Annotated in this window: 21 protein-coding genes; 12 read left to right on the forward strand and 9 right to left on the reverse strand. The window is 51.8% G+C overall.

The window, feature by feature from the left end:
* Window positions 1-18: 18 nt before the first annotated feature.
* On the reverse strand, window positions 19-2,052 hold the full coding sequence (gene rep / locus BTJ40_RS00995; RefSeq protein WP_108731368.1) for a DNA helicase Rep: 2,034 nt from the start codon (window positions 2,050-2,052) through the stop codon (window positions 19-21).
* A gap of 153 nt (window positions 2,053-2,205) precedes the next feature.
* Between rep and BTJ40_RS01000 the strand changes: the two genes are divergently transcribed.
* The 6 genes from BTJ40_RS01000 (at window position 2,206) to bla (ending at window position 5,947) form a co-directional block, all read left to right on the forward strand.
* Window positions 2,206-2,424, forward strand: a complete 219-nt coding sequence (locus BTJ40_RS01000) for a DUF3565 domain-containing protein (RefSeq protein ID WP_108731369.1) — start codon at window positions 2,206-2,208, stop codon at window positions 2,422-2,424.
* A 2-nt stretch (window positions 2,425-2,426) separates the two neighbouring features.
* A complete protein-coding gene (locus tag BTJ40_RS01005) occupies window positions 2,427-2,879 on the forward strand; it encodes a YaiI/YqxD family protein (protein ID WP_108731370.1) in 453 nt (150 codons plus the stop codon).
* A gap of 17 nt (window positions 2,880-2,896) precedes the next feature.
* The gene (locus BTJ40_RS01010; RefSeq protein WP_108731371.1) at window positions 2,897-3,400 is read left to right on the forward strand and encodes a GNAT family N-acetyltransferase; all 504 of its coding nucleotides are present in this window, start codon (window positions 2,897-2,899) and stop codon (window positions 3,398-3,400) included.
* Window positions 3,401-3,410: 10 nt separating this feature from the next.
* On the forward strand, window positions 3,411-3,968 hold the full coding sequence (locus BTJ40_RS01015; protein WP_108731372.1) for a GNAT family N-acetyltransferase: 558 nt from the start codon (window positions 3,411-3,413) through the stop codon (window positions 3,966-3,968).
* Window positions 3,969-4,114: 146 nt separating this feature from the next.
* The gene (locus BTJ40_RS01020; protein WP_108731373.1) at window positions 4,115-5,065 is read left to right on the forward strand and encodes an alpha/beta hydrolase; all 951 of its coding nucleotides are present in this window, start codon (window positions 4,115-4,117) and stop codon (window positions 5,063-5,065) included.
* Between the two features lie 15 nt (window positions 5,066-5,080).
* Window positions 5,081-5,947: a subclass B3 metallo-beta-lactamase gene (gene bla, locus BTJ40_RS01025; protein ID WP_369974277.1), complete on the forward strand. Its 867-nt coding sequence runs from the start codon at window positions 5,081-5,083 to the stop codon at window positions 5,945-5,947.
* A gap of 31 nt (window positions 5,948-5,978) precedes the next feature.
* Here the strand turns inward: bla and BTJ40_RS01030 are convergent, their stop codons facing one another.
* From BTJ40_RS01030 to BTJ40_RS01040, 3 genes are read right to left on the reverse strand one after another with little or no spacing between them, the layout of a single operon-like run.
* Window positions 5,979-6,176 (reverse strand): hypothetical protein, encoded by a 198-nt coding sequence (locus BTJ40_RS01030; protein WP_108731375.1) that lies wholly within the window; start codon window positions 6,174-6,176, stop codon window positions 5,979-5,981.
* A complete protein-coding gene (locus BTJ40_RS01035) occupies window positions 6,173-6,616 on the reverse strand; it encodes a MarR family winged helix-turn-helix transcriptional regulator (protein WP_108731376.1) in 444 nt (147 codons plus the stop codon). The genes BTJ40_RS01030 and BTJ40_RS01035 overlap by 4 nt, the downstream gene beginning before the upstream one ends.
* Window positions 6,617-6,622: 6 nt before the next feature.
* Window positions 6,623-6,910, reverse strand: coding sequence for a putative quinol monooxygenase (locus BTJ40_RS01040; RefSeq protein WP_108731377.1), 288 nt, complete (start codon window positions 6,908-6,910; stop codon window positions 6,623-6,625).
* 267 nt (window positions 6,911-7,177) lie between these two features.
* On the opposite strand from BTJ40_RS01040, the gene BTJ40_RS01045 reads away from it, so the two are divergent.
* The gene (locus BTJ40_RS01045) at window positions 7,178-7,915 is read left to right on the forward strand and encodes a YopT-type cysteine protease domain-containing protein (RefSeq protein ID WP_157953849.1); all 738 of its coding nucleotides are present in this window, start codon (window positions 7,178-7,180) and stop codon (window positions 7,913-7,915) included.
* 111 nt (window positions 7,916-8,026) lie between these two features.
* On the opposite strand, the gene BTJ40_RS01050 is transcribed toward BTJ40_RS01045, so the two are convergent.
* Window positions 8,027-9,517 (reverse strand): YifB family Mg chelatase-like AAA ATPase, encoded by a 1,491-nt coding sequence (locus tag BTJ40_RS01050; RefSeq protein WP_108731379.1) that lies wholly within the window; start codon window positions 9,515-9,517, stop codon window positions 8,027-8,029.
* Window positions 9,518-9,546: 29 nt separating this feature from the next.
* Window positions 9,547-9,789 carry an accessory factor UbiK family protein gene (locus tag BTJ40_RS01055; protein WP_108735120.1) on the reverse strand — a complete coding sequence of 81 codons (243 nt, stop codon included), beginning with the start codon at window positions 9,787-9,789 and terminating at the stop codon, window positions 9,547-9,549.
* 426 nt (window positions 9,790-10,215) lie between these two features.
* On the opposite strand from BTJ40_RS01055, the gene BTJ40_RS01060 reads away from it, so the two are divergent.
* The 5 genes from BTJ40_RS01060 (at window position 10,216) to BTJ40_RS01080 (ending at window position 13,713) form a co-directional block, all read left to right on the forward strand.
* On the forward strand, window positions 10,216-10,941 hold the full coding sequence (locus tag BTJ40_RS01060; RefSeq protein WP_108731380.1) for a TorF family putative porin: 726 nt from the start codon (window positions 10,216-10,218) through the stop codon (window positions 10,939-10,941).
* A 53-nt stretch (window positions 10,942-10,994) separates the two neighbouring features.
* Entirely contained in the window at window positions 10,995-11,333 is a 339-nt protein-coding gene (locus BTJ40_RS01065) for a P-II family nitrogen regulator (RefSeq protein WP_108731381.1), read from the forward strand.
* Window positions 11,334-11,387: 54 nt separating this feature from the next.
* Window positions 11,388-12,647 (forward strand): ammonium transporter, encoded by a 1,260-nt coding sequence (locus BTJ40_RS01070; RefSeq protein ID WP_108731382.1) that lies wholly within the window; start codon window positions 11,388-11,390, stop codon window positions 12,645-12,647.
* Window positions 12,648-12,734: 87 nt separating this feature from the next.
* Window positions 12,735-13,073, forward strand: a complete 339-nt coding sequence (locus tag BTJ40_RS01075; protein WP_108731383.1) for a P-II family nitrogen regulator — start codon at window positions 12,735-12,737, stop codon at window positions 13,071-13,073.
* A 415-nt stretch (window positions 13,074-13,488) separates the two neighbouring features.
* A complete protein-coding gene (locus BTJ40_RS01080) occupies window positions 13,489-13,713 on the forward strand; it encodes a hypothetical protein (RefSeq protein WP_108731384.1) in 225 nt (74 codons plus the stop codon).
* An 87-nt stretch (window positions 13,714-13,800) separates the two neighbouring features.
* Here BTJ40_RS01080 and BTJ40_RS01085 read toward each other — a convergent pair whose 3' ends face one another.
* The 3 genes from BTJ40_RS01085 to lysA form a co-directional block, all read right to left on the reverse strand.
* Window positions 13,801-14,538, reverse strand: a complete 738-nt coding sequence (locus BTJ40_RS01085) for a DUF484 family protein (RefSeq protein WP_108731385.1) — start codon at window positions 14,536-14,538, stop codon at window positions 13,801-13,803.
* A gap of 119 nt (window positions 14,539-14,657) precedes the next feature.
* Window positions 14,658-15,488, reverse strand: coding sequence for a diaminopimelate epimerase (gene dapF / locus BTJ40_RS01090; RefSeq protein WP_108731386.1), 831 nt, complete (start codon window positions 15,486-15,488; stop codon window positions 14,658-14,660).
* Between the two features lie 93 nt (window positions 15,489-15,581).
* Window positions 15,582-16,835: a diaminopimelate decarboxylase gene (gene lysA, locus BTJ40_RS01095; RefSeq protein WP_108731387.1), complete on the reverse strand. Its 1,254-nt coding sequence runs from the start codon at window positions 16,833-16,835 to the stop codon at window positions 15,582-15,584.
* Between the last annotated feature and the right edge of the window lie 9 nt (window positions 16,836-16,844).

Genomic DNA, 16,844 nt, shown 5'->3' on the forward strand with positions numbered 1-16,844 from the left:
GGCAATACTGGAAAATATTTAATCAAACATACTCAACAACGACCCCAAGGTTTCCTCTCCCTTCGCCTGATTCTGCTCCGGTGTCGCCTTACCAAATCCTTCCAACAACACATCCTCTTCCGGCAATTCGTCAATAAAGCGGCTGGGTGTGGTGTCCTGGGTTTCGCCGAACTGTTTGCGCTTGCCCGCCAGGGTCATGGTGAGGGTTCGCTGGGCGCGGGTAATGCCCACGTAGGTGAGGCGGCGCTCCTCTTCGATGTTGTCGTCTTCAATACTGTTGCGGTGGGGAAGTAAGTTCTCTTCCATACCGATCATAAACACGTGGGGGAACTCCAGGCCTTTGGCGGCGTGCAGGGTCATAAGGCTGACCTTATCGGTAGCTTCCTCTTCTTCCTGGCGCTCCAGCATATCCCGCAGGATCAGTTTGGAGATGGCCTGTTCCAGGCGGATATCCTGCTCCAACTCATCGTCCGTGCCCTCCATAATCTTGTTGAGGCTCTCCAGCAGCCAATACACATTTTCCATGCGCTTCTCGGCCACCTTCTCGCTGCTGGCGTTTTGTGAGAGCCAACCGGCGTAGTCGATATCTTCCAGCATTTCACGCAGGGCACCATTGGCGGTGGTATCGCGACAGTTGCGCTGTACCCCTTCGAGCCACAGGGCGAAGCGATTCAGGCGCTCGTAGCCCTGCTCGTTGATATGCTCCTTAAAGCCCAGTTCCGAGCAGGCTTTGAACATGGAAATCTCGCGGCCCTTGGCGTAGTTGCCCAAGGCTTCCAGGCTGCTGGTACCTATTTGGCGACGCGGGGTATTGATAATGCGCAGGAATGCGTTGTCATCATCCGGATTCACCAACAGGCGCAGGTAGGCCATCACGTCCTTGATTTCAGCGCGGGCGAAGAAGGACGTGCCGCCGGACATCTGGTAGGGAACCTGATGTTCCTGCAGTTTCATTTCGATCAGGCGCGCCTGGTGGTTGCCGCGATAGAGCACGGCAAAATCCATAAACTTGCAGCCGCGACGGCTCTTTTGCAGAAAAATCTCGTTGGCGACCCGCTCCGCTTCCTCGTTTTCATTGGCCACCTTGAGCACGCGGATCTCCTCACCCAGACCGCGATCGGACCACAATGCCTTGTCGAATTCGTGAGGATTGTGGGCGATCAGGTGGTTGGCCACTTTCAGGATGCGGCTGGTAGAGCGGTAATTCTGCTCCAGTTTGATCAGACGCAGATTGGGGAAGTCGGTCTTGAGCGCACTCATATTCTCCGGGCGCGCGCCGCGCCAGGCGTAGATAGACTGGTCATCATCTCCCACCACAGTGAGGCCGCCGCGTCCGCCCACCAGCAGTTTCACCAGCAGGTACTGGGAGTTGTTGGTGTCCTGATATTCGTCCACCAGCAGGTAGCGAATCTTCTTGCGCCAGCGTTGCAGCAACTCCAGATCTTTGTCGAACAGCTGCACCGGCAGCAGGATCAAGTCGTCGAAATCGACGGCATTGTAGGCTTTAAGGGCTTCGCAGTAGCGATCGTAGGCGATAGCGATGGCCTGCTCACCGGGGCTCTGTGCCTGCTCCAGGGCGCGGCGCGGGGTGAGCATATCGTTCTTCCAGTTGGAGATCTGGTTCTGTACCCGATCCAACAGGTCTGTATCCAGGTCGCCATCCCTGAGCATCAACTCCTTGATCAGGGCGCGGGCGTCTTCCGCATCGAAGATGGAGAAGCCGGGCTTAAAGCCGGCGGCGCGGTATTCCTTTCGCAGGATATTCAGCCCAAGGTTGTGAAAGGTAGATACGGTGAGGCCGTGACTCGCTTTGGAGCGCTTGCCATCTGGGCCCGCCAGCAGTTTGCTGACCCGCTCTTTCATCTCCCGTGCCGCCTTGTTGGTGAAGGTGAGGGCGGCGATATTGCGCGCGGCGTAGCCACACTGCTCGATCAGGTAGGCGATCTTGCGGGTAATTACGCTGGTCTTGCCGGAGCCGGCACCGGCCAGCACCAGGCAGGGGCCATCGACATACTTCACGGCTTCGGATTGGCGGGGATTGAGCTGGGTCATAGATGGGGCTGCATCTTCGCGTCGCGGAAAAGCGGGAGATTCTAGCAGTCTTGGCTCGAATCATCCCAGTACCAGTGCGAACCACCGGCCACACGTATACTTTGCCCTTGGGATTGGCTATAACTGCGCCTTATTCCCTGCTTGTGTAACCCCATGCAACAACCCATCGCCGGCTACCACCTGGATGAAGAGGATCACTGGGTGGCGGAGCTCGCCTGTGGCCATTTCCAACATGTACGCCACAATCCTCCCTGGACCAACCGGCCCTGGGTGATCACTGAACAAGGGCGCGAGTCCATGCTGGGATTCCAGCTCAATTGCAAGAAATGCGATGAGGGTGCACTGCCCGATACGCTCGAAAAGGTTGTATAACCATGACAAAACTCTGGGTTGATGCCGACGCCTGTCCGGTCGCCATCAAGGAAATCCTGTTTCGCGCTGCTGAGCGCACAGCCACAGAACTGACACTGGTTGCTAACCAAGCGGTGCGGGTGCCGCCGTCGCGCTATATCCGCTCCGTGCAAGTGACAGCGGGTTTTGATGTGGCGGATAACGAGATAGTGCAGCGCTGTGAGTCGGGGGATCTGGTTATTACCAGCGATATCCCTCTGGCCGCAGAGGTGATCGACAAGGGTGCTGAAGCCCTTAATCCCCGTGGGGAGCGCTATACCAAAGCCAATATCCGCGCGCGTCTGAATATGCGGGACTTTATGGATACCCTGCGCTCCAGCGGCGTGCATACCGGCGGACCGCCGGCTCTGAGCCAGGCGGACCGCAAGGCTTTCGCCGATCAGTTGGATCGGTGGCTGGCAAAGAGTCGCAAGTAAGTTTAAGGAGAATTGCCATGGAGAATTTAAGGCTGAAGCCAATGGAGGAGCGGCAATTCCCAACATTGATGTCCTGGCTGCCAGACAGGGAGCAGTGCCAGCAGTGGGGTGGTCCCGATTTCAGGTTCCCATTCGAGCAGAGATCTTTTTTGGAGGATTGTCGCTGGCCGGAGTTACCCAGCTATGCACTTCAGGACAGCAGTGGTGATGTACTGGCTTTCGGCCAGTATTACCAACACCTGGGCCGCTGCCATCTGAGTCGCTTAATTGTCACTCCTAATCATCGTGGAGCCGGATTAGGGCGAGCCCTGGTAGCACTGCTTGCACAAACCGGTGCTATAGCCCTGGGTGCAACAGAGTGCTCTCTATTTGTTCTGCGTACTAATTTAGTGGCACGTAATCTTTACGAGAAGTTGGGGTTCGTGGGGGCTGCATATCCAGGGCAACGTGAATGGCTGGAGCAGTGTGATTTTATGATCGCACCGTCTAAAGCTTTCCTGCAGAAACAAAAAACGAAATAGTTATTTTCCAATGCCTGAATTAATACAACCCATTACCGAACGCTTGCAGCTGCGCCAGTGGCGAGAAGGAGATAAAGCCATATTTGCCGAAATGAATGCTGACTCTAGAGTGATGGAATTTTTCCCCTCACTGCTGACGCGGCAGGAGAGTGATGCCGGTGTTGATCGTATTACTGTGCATATTGAGAAGTACGGTTGGGGCTTTTGGGCATTGGAGTTGAGAGAGACCAAAGAATTTCTCGGATTCGTCGGTATAAAAAATGTGGCTGAAGATTTGCCCTTCTCACCGGCGGTAGAGATTGGCTGGCGCTTGGCTTTTCCCCACTGGGGAAAAGGCTATGCCAGTGAGGCTGCACAGGCATCTTTGGATGTAGCTTTTAATACCCTGAATCTCAGCGAAGTCGTTTCTTTTACTGCGCTACAAAACCTTCGTTCCCAGCGGGTGATGGAGCGACTGGGTATGCGGCGGGATTCTCTCGTCTTTGAACATCCACTAGTCCCCAGCGAAAGCCATCTGCAGCGGCACTGCCTTTATCGCTTAAGTGCTAATGATTGGAAAAAATCTTGATGTGATTAGCTTCAGTTAGCTCGGGAACCATTACTTTTTCTTGGGTTCGGATAGGTGGGTGAATATGAGGTTCACCCCCTCTCCAACAATAACCAAGCAAATATAGCCCCGCCTTTAATTTTAGGTGAGGGCAGGGAGTTCTCGCTATGGGTTTTCTTAAACCGGCCTTTATAACGGCAACTGGTTTTCTGCTAGCGGCTTTGCATATCGGCGTGTCCGCCGAACCTCTACTTAAAGTCAGTAAACGCCCAGATGGATCAGCGCTTTACTGGTCTTTAGAGCAGCCATCGGCTAATGGGAACTATGGCTTGTTTCTGATAGCCCAGGGATCTGGCTGCCTACCTGCTGTTAAAAATACTACTATCCAACAGGCTAAAGAGTTAGCGGCAGGATATGTTGTTTTAATGGTAGAAAAATATGGTGTAACTCACTCTGACAGCCCGGAAGAGCAATTTAAAGATTGTTCAAAAGAGTATGTAGCTAACCATACAGTTGAGCAGCGTGCAGTAGATGTAGAGCAGATTGTCGACGAACTGCGCGGGGCTGATTGGTGGAATGGCAAACTGGTCTTGTTCGGCGATTCCGAGGGTGGTGATCTTGTTGCACGACTGGCGCCGAGGCTAAATCCCGATGCGGCAGTGGTATTTTCAAGTGGATTGGGGGAGTCCTTTGCTCAAGTGTTAAAGAGTTTGGTTCCGCCCCACGTAGCTAAAGAGGTAGATGCCAAACTCGCCTATGCCCGAGCTAACCCAGAAAGCGCAGAAGTCTGGGGTGGTAATTCTATGCGCTGGTGGGCCGATGTCGTCGATCGGGTACCGGTCAATGATTTATTGAACAGCCATGCCCCCGTATTATTGATCCAGGGTACAGAAGATAAATCTGCCCCGGTCAGTTCCGGCCGAGCAACACGAGATGCCTATGCATCAGCCGGACGTTGTGAGCTGACTTATTGGGAGTACCCCGGTTACGATCACTATATGACAGATAAGGATGGCGTAAATCACCGGGAAGAAGTCTTTAAAAGAATTGCTGGATGGATTAATAAGACTGCACTAAATGGGGCTCCCGGGTGTATCCCTGGTGCCGGTAAAAGTTGAGACTGATCAATGAATATAAGAATCCAATTAGCCGCAATAGTAATGGCAGCTTATTCCAGTTTTTCGGCAGCGGAAAACTATGCTGTCTTACCACAACTGGAAACCTACAAAGTACCAGAATCCTGGCGTCAGCCAGTAGCGCCTCTAAAGGTTGCAAGTAACACGTGGCAAATAGGTACCGAGGGAATTACCTCACTGTTATTAAAAGGCAAAGAGGGATCGATTCTAATTGACGGCGGTATGGAGCAGACGGCCGAGCATTTATTGGAGAATATGCGCAGATTGGGAGTTGCCCCCTCGGATCTCAAATTAATCTTGCACAGCCAAGCTCATGCAGACCACATTGGTTCTATAGCTGAGCTAAAACGCGTAACTGGTGCACAGGTGGTAACCAATGCCGAGTCAGCGGTGTTAATGGCTCGCGGTGGTGCCAATGATATTCACTTTGCCGATAAAATCTTATATCCGCCAATAAAGGCGGATCGTATTCTGCACGATGGTGAGCAAGTGGTTTTAGGGGATTTGCGCCTGCGCGTGCATTTTATCCCAGGCCATACCCCGGGCAGTATGGCCTGGACCTGGGAAGACAAAGTGGATGGTAAAATTACAGACATAGCCTATGTTGATAGCCTTTCAGCGCCCGGTTATCAACTGATTGATAACCGCCGCTACCCCAATATCCTAGAGGACTTCCGTGCAAGTTTCGCCCGTGTGCGCGAGTTACCTTGTGATTTACTACTTACCCCCCATGTACCTGCCAGCGGCTGGGAGTTTAAAAACACAGCTATACAGAAAAAATCAGTAAGCTGCCTTCAGTATGCACAGAAAGCGGAAGAAAAATTAAATGAACAGCTAGAAGCTGAGAAAGATTCTGCTGACTAGATATTGGCGACATAAAATATGGTCCGGCAAACTAACGCCGGGCCAAAAATTGATGTACTTTTGGCACAAGATAGAAATACATTAATGGGACCAGAATAGCGGTCATTATTAGCGCTTTTAAACCAATTGCAATTTGTAATTCCAGTGCCTGCATCCCCAGAAGTAATAGAGTAACAATAGGGTAAACCAATGCCCAGATGCATAGGGCATGTAGTATCGGTTTCTTCATTTGTTCAATTCCTCCATAAATTTAGAAATTGTCTTAAAATACCCGGGCAGTATTTTCTGTAAAAATTGTTTTCCACTCTTGGTGAGGGCTACACATTTTGCCCTGCCATCGCTAGAATCTGTCTCCATAGCGATAAGCTCATCTTCCACCATACTTTTCAAGGTTCGTGTCATTACCGGCCGAGAAACATCAATGCGCTCTGCAATTTCTGAAGCCAGCAAACTGTCTCTTTGAGGCTCCCGGTCGATAACGATCATTACCAGGAAACGCAGCTGGGAGGTTCCGTGCTCGGAAAAATAACCCTCCAGCTCCCGCAATAGCAGACTCGCATCGCGCATCATGGTAAGGGCGCCCTGAACGGCAGCGGGATTTTTTACAGAAAATCGTTTGGCATACCCATCAACCATCTGTTGCGTGGGAAGTTCTTTGAGAAAAAACATCGGGGGTTACGCTAACCTCTCCAGCTTATTAATTTCCACAGGCTCTTTTAGCCACTCTTGATAGGCTTCGAATATCGGAGCGATATAGGGCATAGCGTAATGCTTGTCTAAGTCTTCCTGGCTACGCCACTCTTCGTATAAAAACAGGTGTTTCCCATCCTCGTGCACAGCAAACTGCAGGCAGCCCTCTTCCTTCAACGTATTAGCCACTATGGATAGGATGGCCTGCTTGGCTCGCGTAAAGAACTCCGCCTTGGGAGAAATCTTGGCAATAATGAATAGATGCTTGTTCATACATAGTGCCTTTATATAAAAGTGGTTACCATGATAACCATATGGACGATTATGTCAAATGATCACCACGCCAGAAAAATGATGGGCTACTACCAAATGTGGCGGAAAGAAAAGATTGGGGTACTCAGAGTTAGGTGGCCAAAAATAGTTTGCCACTACAGTAGCAAGAAATATCAAAAATCAACGTAGGTATTTTTGTATGCTCAGTTTCGATTGTTTACATGTGTGTATTAAAACACAAAGTGTTCAATAATTGAGGATACGATAGTGCCTTTTAAAAACAGAAAAGCAGCTAACCCCCTATTCTCACCTGAAGAGGTTGCGGAAACCCACAGAATTCTAGCCAGAGTTCGCAGCCAGGCATACGGTAGAACCAGAATTAAATTATTTTCACAGTCTCCTGGAAGCGGAGTTCACACTGTGCTGGCAAGGAATCAGGTTAAGGGGGGGATTTGTTGTGCGCTGTCGCTTTATTGGCTTAAAGGCCAACTTAGCGACCCAGTTAACAATCAGGGTTACTTAAACTCTTTAATGGGACAAGGCGGAAGTGGCATAACTAATGCCATAATGCCAGCAATACAATTGAATAATGCGATAAAGGCCCCGGATACTCAGCTACAAGATGCCAACATTTGGTTGCACGATAGTGGTTTCACTGGAGCAGTGAAACGTAAAAAATCCGTAAGCTGGGTGTCAGCAGGGGTCAGTGACTATTTTTGTGAGGCGCCATCGATTAATCCATATCGTTTGATCGCTATCCGAGGAGGCTATGACCATGCTATGGCCCTGGATCTTGTAAATTTAGAATTTTTTGATCCCAACATAGGTGCATTTCAATTTAAGCACCTGATGTACCTTAAAAATTTTTTGAACGACACAGTTTTTCCTCTTTTAAACCGAGTAATGGGAAGTAAGGAGTCAAATTATTTGGGGAGACACTATTTTTCGTTGGTGCAGATGGGGTGCTACAGAAAAAATATAAATAGACAGTATTTCAGCGTTTGAAATGCCTAGGTCCTAAATGCTCTGAAGGCTCCCTAGATCGGACCTTCTTGTGGAGTTGTTCAGAGACTCCTAAGCTGTTGCCCGACCCGATATGTACATTGTATTGGCAAATTAGGCTTTAGCCGTTTGACGCCTATCCAGATTGCGGTAGGCAAGTGCCTCGGCAATTTGCGCAGTACTTATACTCTCTAAATTAGCGAGGTCTGCCAGGGTTCGAGCTACTTTAAGAATACGGTGGTAGCTACGCGCGGATAGCCCCAGTTTTTCCACCGACTGGCGTAAGAGGTGCTTTTCCTTTTCCCCCAAGGCACAGCACTTTTCCAGCTCTGTGCCTTTTAACAGGTTATTTGTCTTGCCTTGCCGCTGTATTTGTTGCTGGCGCGCGGCACAAACTCTCTCTCTCACGGCATCGGAAGTTTCTCCGGGAGCTGAATCCTGTAATTGCACAGCATTCATAGTGCCCACCTCCACCTGCATATCGATACGATCCAGCAGGGGGCCAGAGAGTTTGTTGCGATATCGATCTATCTGGTCCGGCGTGCAGCGACAGCGGGGCTCACCTAAATACCCACAAGGGCAGGGGTTCATAGCCCCGACCAGCTGAAAGTGGGCGGGGTAGGTGACTTGGGCTCGGGCGCGGGAGATTCGCACTTCACCATTCTCCAGGGGTTCCCGCAGTATCTCCAGGGCGTGCCTGGGGAATTCGGGCATTTCATCGAGGAATAGGACTCCCCGGTGCGCGAGGGAGATCTCACCGGGCCTTGGGGTGCTGCCACCACCGACCAGCGCTGTTGGTGAGGCGCTGTGGTGTGGGGCCCTGAAAGGGCGCAGGCTCTGGTGAGGTAGGCCTGCGCTGGAGTAAACGCTCGCTACCTCTAATGACTCTTCAGTTGTCAGCGGGGGCAATATACCCGGCAGGCGGCTGGCCAACATGGTTTTGCCGGTGCCGGGAGGACCGTAAAAAAGCAGATTGTGGCCCCCGGCTGCTGCCACTTCGAGAGCGCGGCGGGCCTTTAGTTGGCCGCGTACATCGGCTAAGTCCGCGCACAGGTGCTCTTCGGCAACAGGCTCTGCAACAGCTTTAGGCATAGATTCACGCCCATGAAGTTCGGCGCAAACCTGCAGTAAGGAGCTGGCGATTCTGACTTCGCCGGTTGCCAGCGCGGCTTCCGCACCGTTCTCCGTAGGCACAACCAGTTTACGGTCTTCATTGGTGCAGGCTACCGCTGCCGGTAAGCTACCACTTACTTCCCGCAAGGCGCCGGTGAGTGCTAGCTCGCCAATAAATTCATAGTGTTCCAGAATCTCGGTGGGAACCTGCCCCGAGGCGCTGAGAATACCGATGGCGATGGCCAGATCGTAGCGGCCACCTTCCTTGGGTAGGTCGGCGGGGGCGAGGTTGACGGTAATACGGCGCTGGGGGAAGTCGAAATGGCTGTTGATTAGGGCGCTGCGGACACGGTCGCGGCTCTCCCGCACTGCCGCTTCCGGTAAACCCACAATATGAAAAGCAGGGAGTCCATTTGCCAGGTGGGTTTCTACGGTAACCAGAGGTGCAGAGACCCCGAGCTGAGCTCGGGAGTAGGTGACTGAGAGGCTCACGATTTCATCCTTGAAGTGGCTCCCTGGGCTTAGTCCTTGGCGGCGCTGTCTCTCTGCGCCAGGGCCTGCTCCAGCATTTCGACCTTATCTTCGAGTCGTGCCAGCTTTTCCCGGGTCCGGCGCAGTATCTCTACCTGAGTGTCGAACTCTCGCTGGGAGACCAATGGCAATTTATCCAGTGATACTTCCAGAGCACTGCGCAAGTCGCTGGTCACCACGGCGCCCTGTTGTTGTAGCTCTTTCAGCAGCTGTTGCAGTTTATCTGCTGCCACGGGCATTTCCTCGCTAAATAAGATGGATTTGAATAGCACGGGATTGTAACCCAGTGCATTTTTTGGAAAAAGCAGCCTAACAGCGCACCGTTCTGAGCGCACCTTAATCTTTACCTCCCCACTTCAGTGCAAAGGAAGAAAGGCAGTTCCATGTTGGTGCAGCACTTTGTCTCTGAGTTTCTATTCGTACGAATTTTACTAATTCAATTACTCCTAACTTATTGATTTTGCTTGCGGTTGCAGTGTTGGCATCAAGTCTGCAAACAATCTGTGCAGGTGTCCCATTAACGATCATTGGGAGTCTGGGAAAGTAGCAGTTCACGAGACGCAAGCGACCCTCTGTCACACCCGACAGTGAAGGACTGATTGCAGGCGGCGCCATAAAAGCACTCGAAAAAACAGCTTCAAAAGCCTTGGAGGATCAAAGTGGAAAATAAAATGTATAAAGTTGCCACTCTCGTTACCGGTGCCGTTCTCGCACTGGGCGCCGCAAATTTATCGATGGCTGCCGAGGGCGGTCCCAGCATTAGTGCCAATGTGGGTCTTGTTTCTGACTATAGATTCCGTGGAATTAGCCAGACTGATGGAGGCCCGGCATTACAGGGTGGTGTCGATGTCGATCTTGGAAACGGCATTTATCTTGGCACCTGGGCATCCCAAGTGGATTTTGATTACGAGACTGATCAAACCGACTACGAACAGGATTTTTACGGCGGTTATAGCGGAGATATCAATGACAGTGTCAGCTTTGATGTTGGCTACATCTATTACGCCTATCACGGCGGAAATGCCGATGAAGATTACCAGGAAATATACGGCAGCCTGAGTTTTTCAGATTTAACGTTGGGGTTTGCCTATTCCGATGATTATTGGGCGGATACCGGTGAATTTTATTACCCTTATGCGGAATATAGTTTCGCTCTTCCCTCAGATCTTTCTCTTGATCTACATCTGGGATTAAACCTTTTTGAAGAAGAAGGTTTTCTCGATGGATCTGATTCCTATATCGATTACTCCGTTTCCCTCAGTAAAGAATTTGGCGGCTTGAGCCTGAGTGCTTCTTTCGTGGGCACCGATGTCAGCGATAAAGAGTGCTACGAGACCGACTGGTGTGAACCTACATTGCTCGCCGGTGCGACTTATACCTGGTAATACAACAGGGTCTTCGCTAATGCGAGGGCCCGTTTTTCTTTAGGGGAAATACCATGAAATTAATCACTGCAATCGTTAAACCCTTCAAGCTGGATGCTGTGAGAGATGCCCTGCGGGAGTCGGGCGTAAATGGTGTAACGGTCACTGAAGTGAAGGGCTTTGGTCGCCAAAAAGGGCATACGGAATTGTATCGCGGCGCAGAGTATGTGGTGGATTTTCTTCCAAAAACCATGCTGCAAATAGCGGTGGCAGATTCGCAACTGGATGCGGTTATCGAGGCAATTGGTTCCAGCGCGCAGAGTGGCAAGATCGGCGACGGAAAAATATTTGTCACTGAACTTGAGCAGGTCGTGCGCATACGTACCGGGGAAACCGGTAGTACAGCAATTTAATTAACAACCGAAAACATAATTTTAAAAAATATCCAGATTTGAACGGAGAGGAATATGGAGAACCAAATTTTTCAATTGCAATATGCAATTGATACTTTTTACTTTCTGATGTGCGGAGCCTTGGTAATGTGGATGGCCGCTGGCTTTTCCATGCTGGAAGCCGGCTTGGTACGCTCCAAAAACACCACGGAAATTCTGACCAAGAATGTGGCTCTGTTTGCGATTGCCTGCATTATGTATCTGCTGACTGGCTACGCCATTATGTACGATGGTGGCTGGGCATTGTCCGGTATTGAGGCGTTTAGTCTGGAAGGTGTTCTCAGCGATTCAGCTGAAAATGGTTTTGAAGGTGACTCCGTTTATTCTGGAGCTTCAGACTTTTTCTTCCAGGTGGTTTTCGTAGCTACCGCAATGTCCATTGTTTCCGGTGCAGTTGCCGAGCGTATGAAATTGTGGAGCTTCCTGGCCTTTGCAGTAGTTTTGACCGGTTTTATTTACCCGCTGGAAGGTGCCTGGACCTGGGGTGGTAAAGAAGTTTTCGGCCTGTATAACCTGGGTGATCTCGGTTTCTCTGACTTTGCCGGTTCTGGCATCGTGCATATGGCGGGTGCGGCGGCTGCGCTCGCCGGTGTCCTGCTACTGGGCGCGCGCAAAGGTAAATACGGCCCCAACGGCCAAGTGTATGCCATTCCCGGTGCTAACTTGCCGCTGGCTACCCTGGGTACCTTTATCCTGTGGATGGGCTGGTTTGGCTTCAATGGTGGCTCGGTATTGAAGCTGGGCGATGCTGCCAGCGCACACTCTGTCGCTATGGTCTTTGTAAATACCAATACTGCTGCTGCCGGTGGGGCTATTGCCGCACTGGTCACTGCCCGTATCCTATTTGGCAAGGCTGACCTGACCATGCTGTTGAATGGTGCCCTGGCCGGCCTGGTGGCAATTACGGCAGAGCCTTCAACCCCGACTGCGCTGCAGGCAACCCTCTTCGGTATGATTGCCGGTGTGCTAGTGGTCTTCTCTATCATCACCCTGGATAAACTGAAAATTGATGATCCGGTAGGAGCAATTTCCGTACACGGTGTTGTCGGTTTACTTGGCTTGTTATTGGTACCTGTGACTAACGATGGTTCCAGCTTCAGAGGGCAGTTAATTGGTGCACTGACTATCTTCGGCTGGGTATTCGTCAGCTCTCTGGCGGTGTGGTACCTGCTTAAGCTCGTCACTGGTATCCGTGTGAGCGAAGATGAGGAGCAAGAGGGTGTTGACTTGACCGAATGCGGAATGGAAGCTTACCCGGAATTTATGAGCAAATAAGTTAACAGTGTCGGTGCTGCCCCATAACCGGGGCAGTGACCTGGGTAAGGTTCTCTCGACGAGGACGAATCAGGGGAAATACTCAAGATGAAATTGATTACGGCTGTAGTAAAGCCCTTCAAATTGGATGATGTACGCACTGCCCTGTCTGAAGTGGGCGTGCAGGGAATGACCGTCACCGAGGTAAAAGGTTTTGGGCGCCAAAAAGGCCATACAGAACTCTATCGTGGCGCCGAATATGTGGTGGATTTTCTACCTAAAGTAAAATTGGAACTCGCTGTTGATGACGAGATGGTGGATTCCGCTGTTGAGGCAATCACAAAGGCGGCGCAAACCGGCAAAATCGGTGACGGTAAAATATTTATCACGGCTCTCGAGGAAGTCATTCGTATCCGTACCGGTGAAACCGGTAGCGAAGCTGTGTAGCCGTTGATAGCTCTTTCTCAACCTAGCGATTGAGTATCACCAGGGAGGCTCTGAGTAACTCCTTGACGCCTCCGAAAGCCCCGTAAGGGGCTTTCCCAAACTTATGGTAAGCCCCACCATCTCGCCTTCTGCTCTTTGTTCTCTATCTTTCATTATATTCCCGCTATTGGCCTGGCATGGAAATTTTCATAACTAACTGAAATATATCCATTCGCTTTCCCAGCAAAAAACTCTACAGGCCCCTCCTTATGTTACTGGCACGGGGGTTGGTAACTGCCTATAAATTAATCGCCGCTTTTTACGCGGTAGGGGATTGCCACTGGGAAGTGGTTGTCAGTCTTGTTGGCGCCGCAGGAAAGGGGCGGCACAGAGGTACTCCCTCTGTAACAGGAGTAAAGGTTACAGGGTTTTAGCTATGAAAGATGGTTATGAAGATCAGGGTAAGAACTCTCGCAGCAAGGACTCCGAGGAATTTGCAGAAGAACGCAGTATCACATCTCGTCAGCGAGCCCGGAGCCAATTGAGCTCCGATGTAGAGGAGTTTCTCGCCGGTGGTGGTGCAATTAGTGAAGTTGATCCAGAAGTTACCGCCGATCCCCCGCGTAAACCGCAGCCGAAATACGGAAGCCGCCCTATCTAATCTCAGGCTGCTATCGCTCCGCCGAAAGGCGGGGCGATAGTTATCATAGCCATCTAACCCACTCTTGGGGCCACAATTTGTTAACCACTACTTGTCGAGTAGCTTAGGCAGCAGGCGCTCCAGGACTTCGGCGATATAGGACAGGAACAGGGTTCCCAGACTGGATCGATAGTATTGGGGATCAGGTGAGCCGACTGCCAGGGCGCCAACCTGATTAGCTAGTGGCACTACCGCTGCCGAAGCTATGTGCTCGGCATCTTCTGCAAATAGAAACTCTTTCTCCCGCAGACGTAAAACACCACAAATAGGGCGTCCGTTGCGAATTATGCCGCCAATCGCCGTCTCCGCATCCGCGAATGTACTGGTATGTACCTTGCCCAAACTCTGCCTTGAAACCGGTATTGGTTCGAATAGGGTCAGGCTGGTGAACTCCACATTAAAGTCTGCAGAAAAGCTGGAGTAGAGAACCTCTGTGACTTCGCCAATATTTTCCGCTTCCAGGAGTGAGAGAATCAGTCGGCGGCTGTTGAAAAACAGCTGGTCGTTATCGCGGGCATTGTGTAGCAACTGGTCAAGACGCTGGCGCATCTCAATATTCCGCTCCCGCAAGAGATTGGTCTGATGTGTCATCAGTGATACGGTTTTGCCATTATCTCTGGGCAGCTTAATGGTCTCCAGAAGCTCCATACGCTCTTCGAAAAACTGAGGGTTTTGAATCAGGTAGCGGGCCACCTGCCGCGCCAGCAGTTTATCGTCGCGCTGGTTTTCCTTGTGTGTATCGGCGGCAATCTCTTCAGGGGGCTGATTGGCGTCTGTGTATTCCATTGTGTTTGCTTTATCTGGCGCGGGTGGGGCATGGGACGATCGGGTTGGGGAGAGCCCAACGCCCGTAGCTGCCCCTGACGTATAAATGATAATTCAGTGCCAACCACCCGGACTTTTGTTTAGAGAATAATCTGCCCGTGAAAAACCGTAGTTGCGGGCCCGGTCATAGTAACTGGCTGGCCCGGTCCGCTCCAGTGAATTGTCAGCGCGCCGCCGGGTAGATGAATGCGGACTTTGTCATCCACCAGGTTGCGCAGGTGGGCGTAAACCATAGCGGCGCAGGCTCCGGTGCCACAGGCGCGAGTTTCACCAACACCGCGCTCAAATACCCTGAGTTGGGCTTCATCACGCGTTTCTATTTGCAGGAAGCCAGCATTGACCTTTTGTGGGAAACGCGGATGGCGCTCAATCAGTGGGCCCAGTCTTTCCACTGGTGCCGAGGTGATATCTTCAACCAAGAGGACGGCGTGAGGATTGCCCATCGATACGGCACCAATGGTAAAGGTCTCCCCATCTACATCGAGAGGGTAGGAGTCTGCACGACGATCGGCAGCAAAGGGCACCTTCTGGGGCTCGAGAACCGGTGCCCCCATATCGACACTAACTTGATCACCATCGAGCACTTTCAGGTGCAGTAAACCTGCGGCAGTTTCTACTTTGATATTTTTCCTGCCGGTGAGGCGGCGTTCGCGCACGAAGCGGGCAAAGCAGCGGGCGCCATTGCCGCAATTTTCCACTTCACTGCCATCGGCGTTAAATATGCGATAGCGGAAATCTGCCTCGGGTGTGCGGGGCGGCTCCACCAGCAGTACCTGGTCGCAGCCCACGCCGAGGCAGCGGTCAGCCAGGCGACGAGTTTTTTCCGGGGTCAGTTTAATTTTTTGGCTGACGCCGTCGAGCATCACGAAATCGTTGCCGAGCCCATGCATCTTGCTGAATTTAACGCGCATTCCATTTCTCTGTTCGTACTGATTTTCCGCTGCTTAGGCTGCGGTTTGGGGCCCGGGCTGAAAAATGGACCCCACTGCGATGCAAGTAGCTGATCAGGCTTTTTCGGGGACAGTGGTTTCGCCGCGAACCAAGTCGGCAAAAGTCTCCCGCTCACGCACCAGGTAAGTTTTGTCGCCATCCACAAGCACTTCAGCGGCGCGGCAGCGGCTGTTGTAATTGGAGCTCATGGTGAAGCCGTAGGCACCGGTCGACAACATGGCTAACAACTGCCCCTCTTTCAGTGATTGGGAGCGGTTCTTACCCAGGAAGTCACCAGTTTCGCACACCGGACCGACAATATCCCACAGGGTACTTTCACTCTCGTCCGGTGTCACTGGCACAATATCCTGCCATGCCTGGTAAAGGGCAGGGCGCAGGTTGTCATTCATGGCGGCGTCGACGATAGCGAAGTTGTGCCCTTCGGTGCGCTTGAGGTATTCGACTCGAGTTAAAAGGGCTCCACCATTGGCGGCAATGGAGCGCCCAGGTTCGAGAATCAGTGATAAATTGCGCTCGCCGATACGCTTGTGGACTTCTGTCAGGTAATCTCCCACAGGAGGGGGCTCTTCACCGCGATAGCGCACGCCGAGGCCACCACCCAGGTCCAGGTGTTCAAGGGTAATCCCCAGCTCGGCGAGCTGATCGATAAGAATCAGCAGGCGATCCAGGGCATCCAGGAAAGGAGCGACTTCGGTGAGTTGAGAGCCGATATGGCAATCCACACCGGTAATTTTCAGGTACTCGGAATCTGCAGCGCGCTGATAAACCTCGATAGCCTTCTCAATGGCAATACCAAATTTATTTTCTTTGAGTCCGGTAGAGATATAGGGATGGGTCTGGGCATCCACATCGGGATTGACCCTGATAGAAATCGGGGCGCGCTTACCGCACTCTGCGGCCACCCGCTCCAGGCGGTCAATTTCTGCCTCCGATTCAATATTGAAACAGTGCACTCCAATATCCAGGGCGCGCCGCATTTCCTCTGAGGTTTTGCCCACACCGGAAAATACGATTCGGGATGGATCGCCGCCGGCGAGCAGTACCCGCTCTAATTCACCGCCAGACACAATATCAAAACCCGCACCCAACTGTGCCAGCAGTGACAGAATACCCAGGTTGCTATTGGCTTTAACCGCGTAGCAGATAAGACCGGGGCGATCGCCGAGAGCCTCGGCGTAATCCCGGTATTGCCGCTCAAAGTGCGCGCGGCTGTAGACATAAGTTGGGGTGCCGAATCGCTCGGCAATTTGTTCCAGTGAAACCTGTTCAGCCCACAGGCTACCGTCACGATAACTAAACTCTCTCATATTACCGGT

Origin of the sequence: Microbulbifer sp. A4B17, assembly GCF_003076275.1 — a bacterium.
In the GTDB taxonomy this organism is placed as follows: domain Bacteria; phylum Pseudomonadota; class Gammaproteobacteria; order Pseudomonadales; family Cellvibrionaceae; genus Microbulbifer.

Excerpts from the sequence above, each read along its gene's own strand:
- rep (WP_108731368.1), bottom strand. The coding sequence starts at position 2,052 with ATGACCCAGCTCAATCCCCGCCAATCCGAAGCCGTGAAGTATGTCGAT.
- BTJ40_RS01000 (WP_108731369.1), top strand. The coding sequence starts at position 2,206 with ATGCAACAACCCATCGCCGGCTACCACCTGGATGAAGAGGATCACTGG.
- BTJ40_RS01005 (WP_108731370.1), top strand. The coding sequence starts at position 2,427 with ATGACAAAACTCTGGGTTGATGCCGACGCCTGTCCGGTCGCCATCAAG.
- BTJ40_RS01010 (WP_108731371.1), top strand. The coding sequence starts at position 2,897 with ATGGAGAATTTAAGGCTGAAGCCAATGGAGGAGCGGCAATTCCCAACA.
- BTJ40_RS01015 (WP_108731372.1), top strand. The coding sequence starts at position 3,411 with ATGCCTGAATTAATACAACCCATTACCGAACGCTTGCAGCTGCGCCAG.
- BTJ40_RS01020 (WP_108731373.1), top strand. The coding sequence starts at position 4,115 with ATGGGTTTTCTTAAACCGGCCTTTATAACGGCAACTGGTTTTCTGCTA.
- BTJ40_RS01030 (WP_108731375.1), bottom strand. The coding sequence starts at position 6,176 with ATGAAGAAACCGATACTACATGCCCTATGCATCTGGGCATTGGTTTAC.
- BTJ40_RS01035 (WP_108731376.1), bottom strand. The coding sequence starts at position 6,616 with ATGTTTTTTCTCAAAGAACTTCCCACGCAACAGATGGTTGATGGGTAT.
- BTJ40_RS01040 (WP_108731377.1), bottom strand. The coding sequence starts at position 6,910 with ATGAACAAGCATCTATTCATTATTGCCAAGATTTCTCCCAAGGCGGAG.
- BTJ40_RS01065 (WP_108731381.1), top strand. The coding sequence starts at position 10,995 with ATGAAATTAATCACTGCAATCGTTAAACCCTTCAAGCTGGATGCTGTG.
- BTJ40_RS01070 (WP_108731382.1), top strand. The coding sequence starts at position 11,388 with ATGGAGAACCAAATTTTTCAATTGCAATATGCAATTGATACTTTTTAC.
- BTJ40_RS01075 (WP_108731383.1), top strand. The coding sequence starts at position 12,735 with ATGAAATTGATTACGGCTGTAGTAAAGCCCTTCAAATTGGATGATGTA.
- BTJ40_RS01080 (WP_108731384.1), top strand. The coding sequence starts at position 13,489 with ATGAAAGATGGTTATGAAGATCAGGGTAAGAACTCTCGCAGCAAGGAC.
- BTJ40_RS01085 (WP_108731385.1), bottom strand. The coding sequence starts at position 14,538 with ATGGAATACACAGACGCCAATCAGCCCCCTGAAGAGATTGCCGCCGAT.
- dapF (WP_108731386.1), bottom strand. The coding sequence starts at position 15,488 with ATGCGCGTTAAATTCAGCAAGATGCATGGGCTCGGCAACGATTTCGTG.
- lysA (WP_108731387.1), bottom strand. The coding sequence starts at position 16,835 with ATGAGAGAGTTTAGTTATCGTGACGGTAGCCTGTGGGCTGAACAGGTT.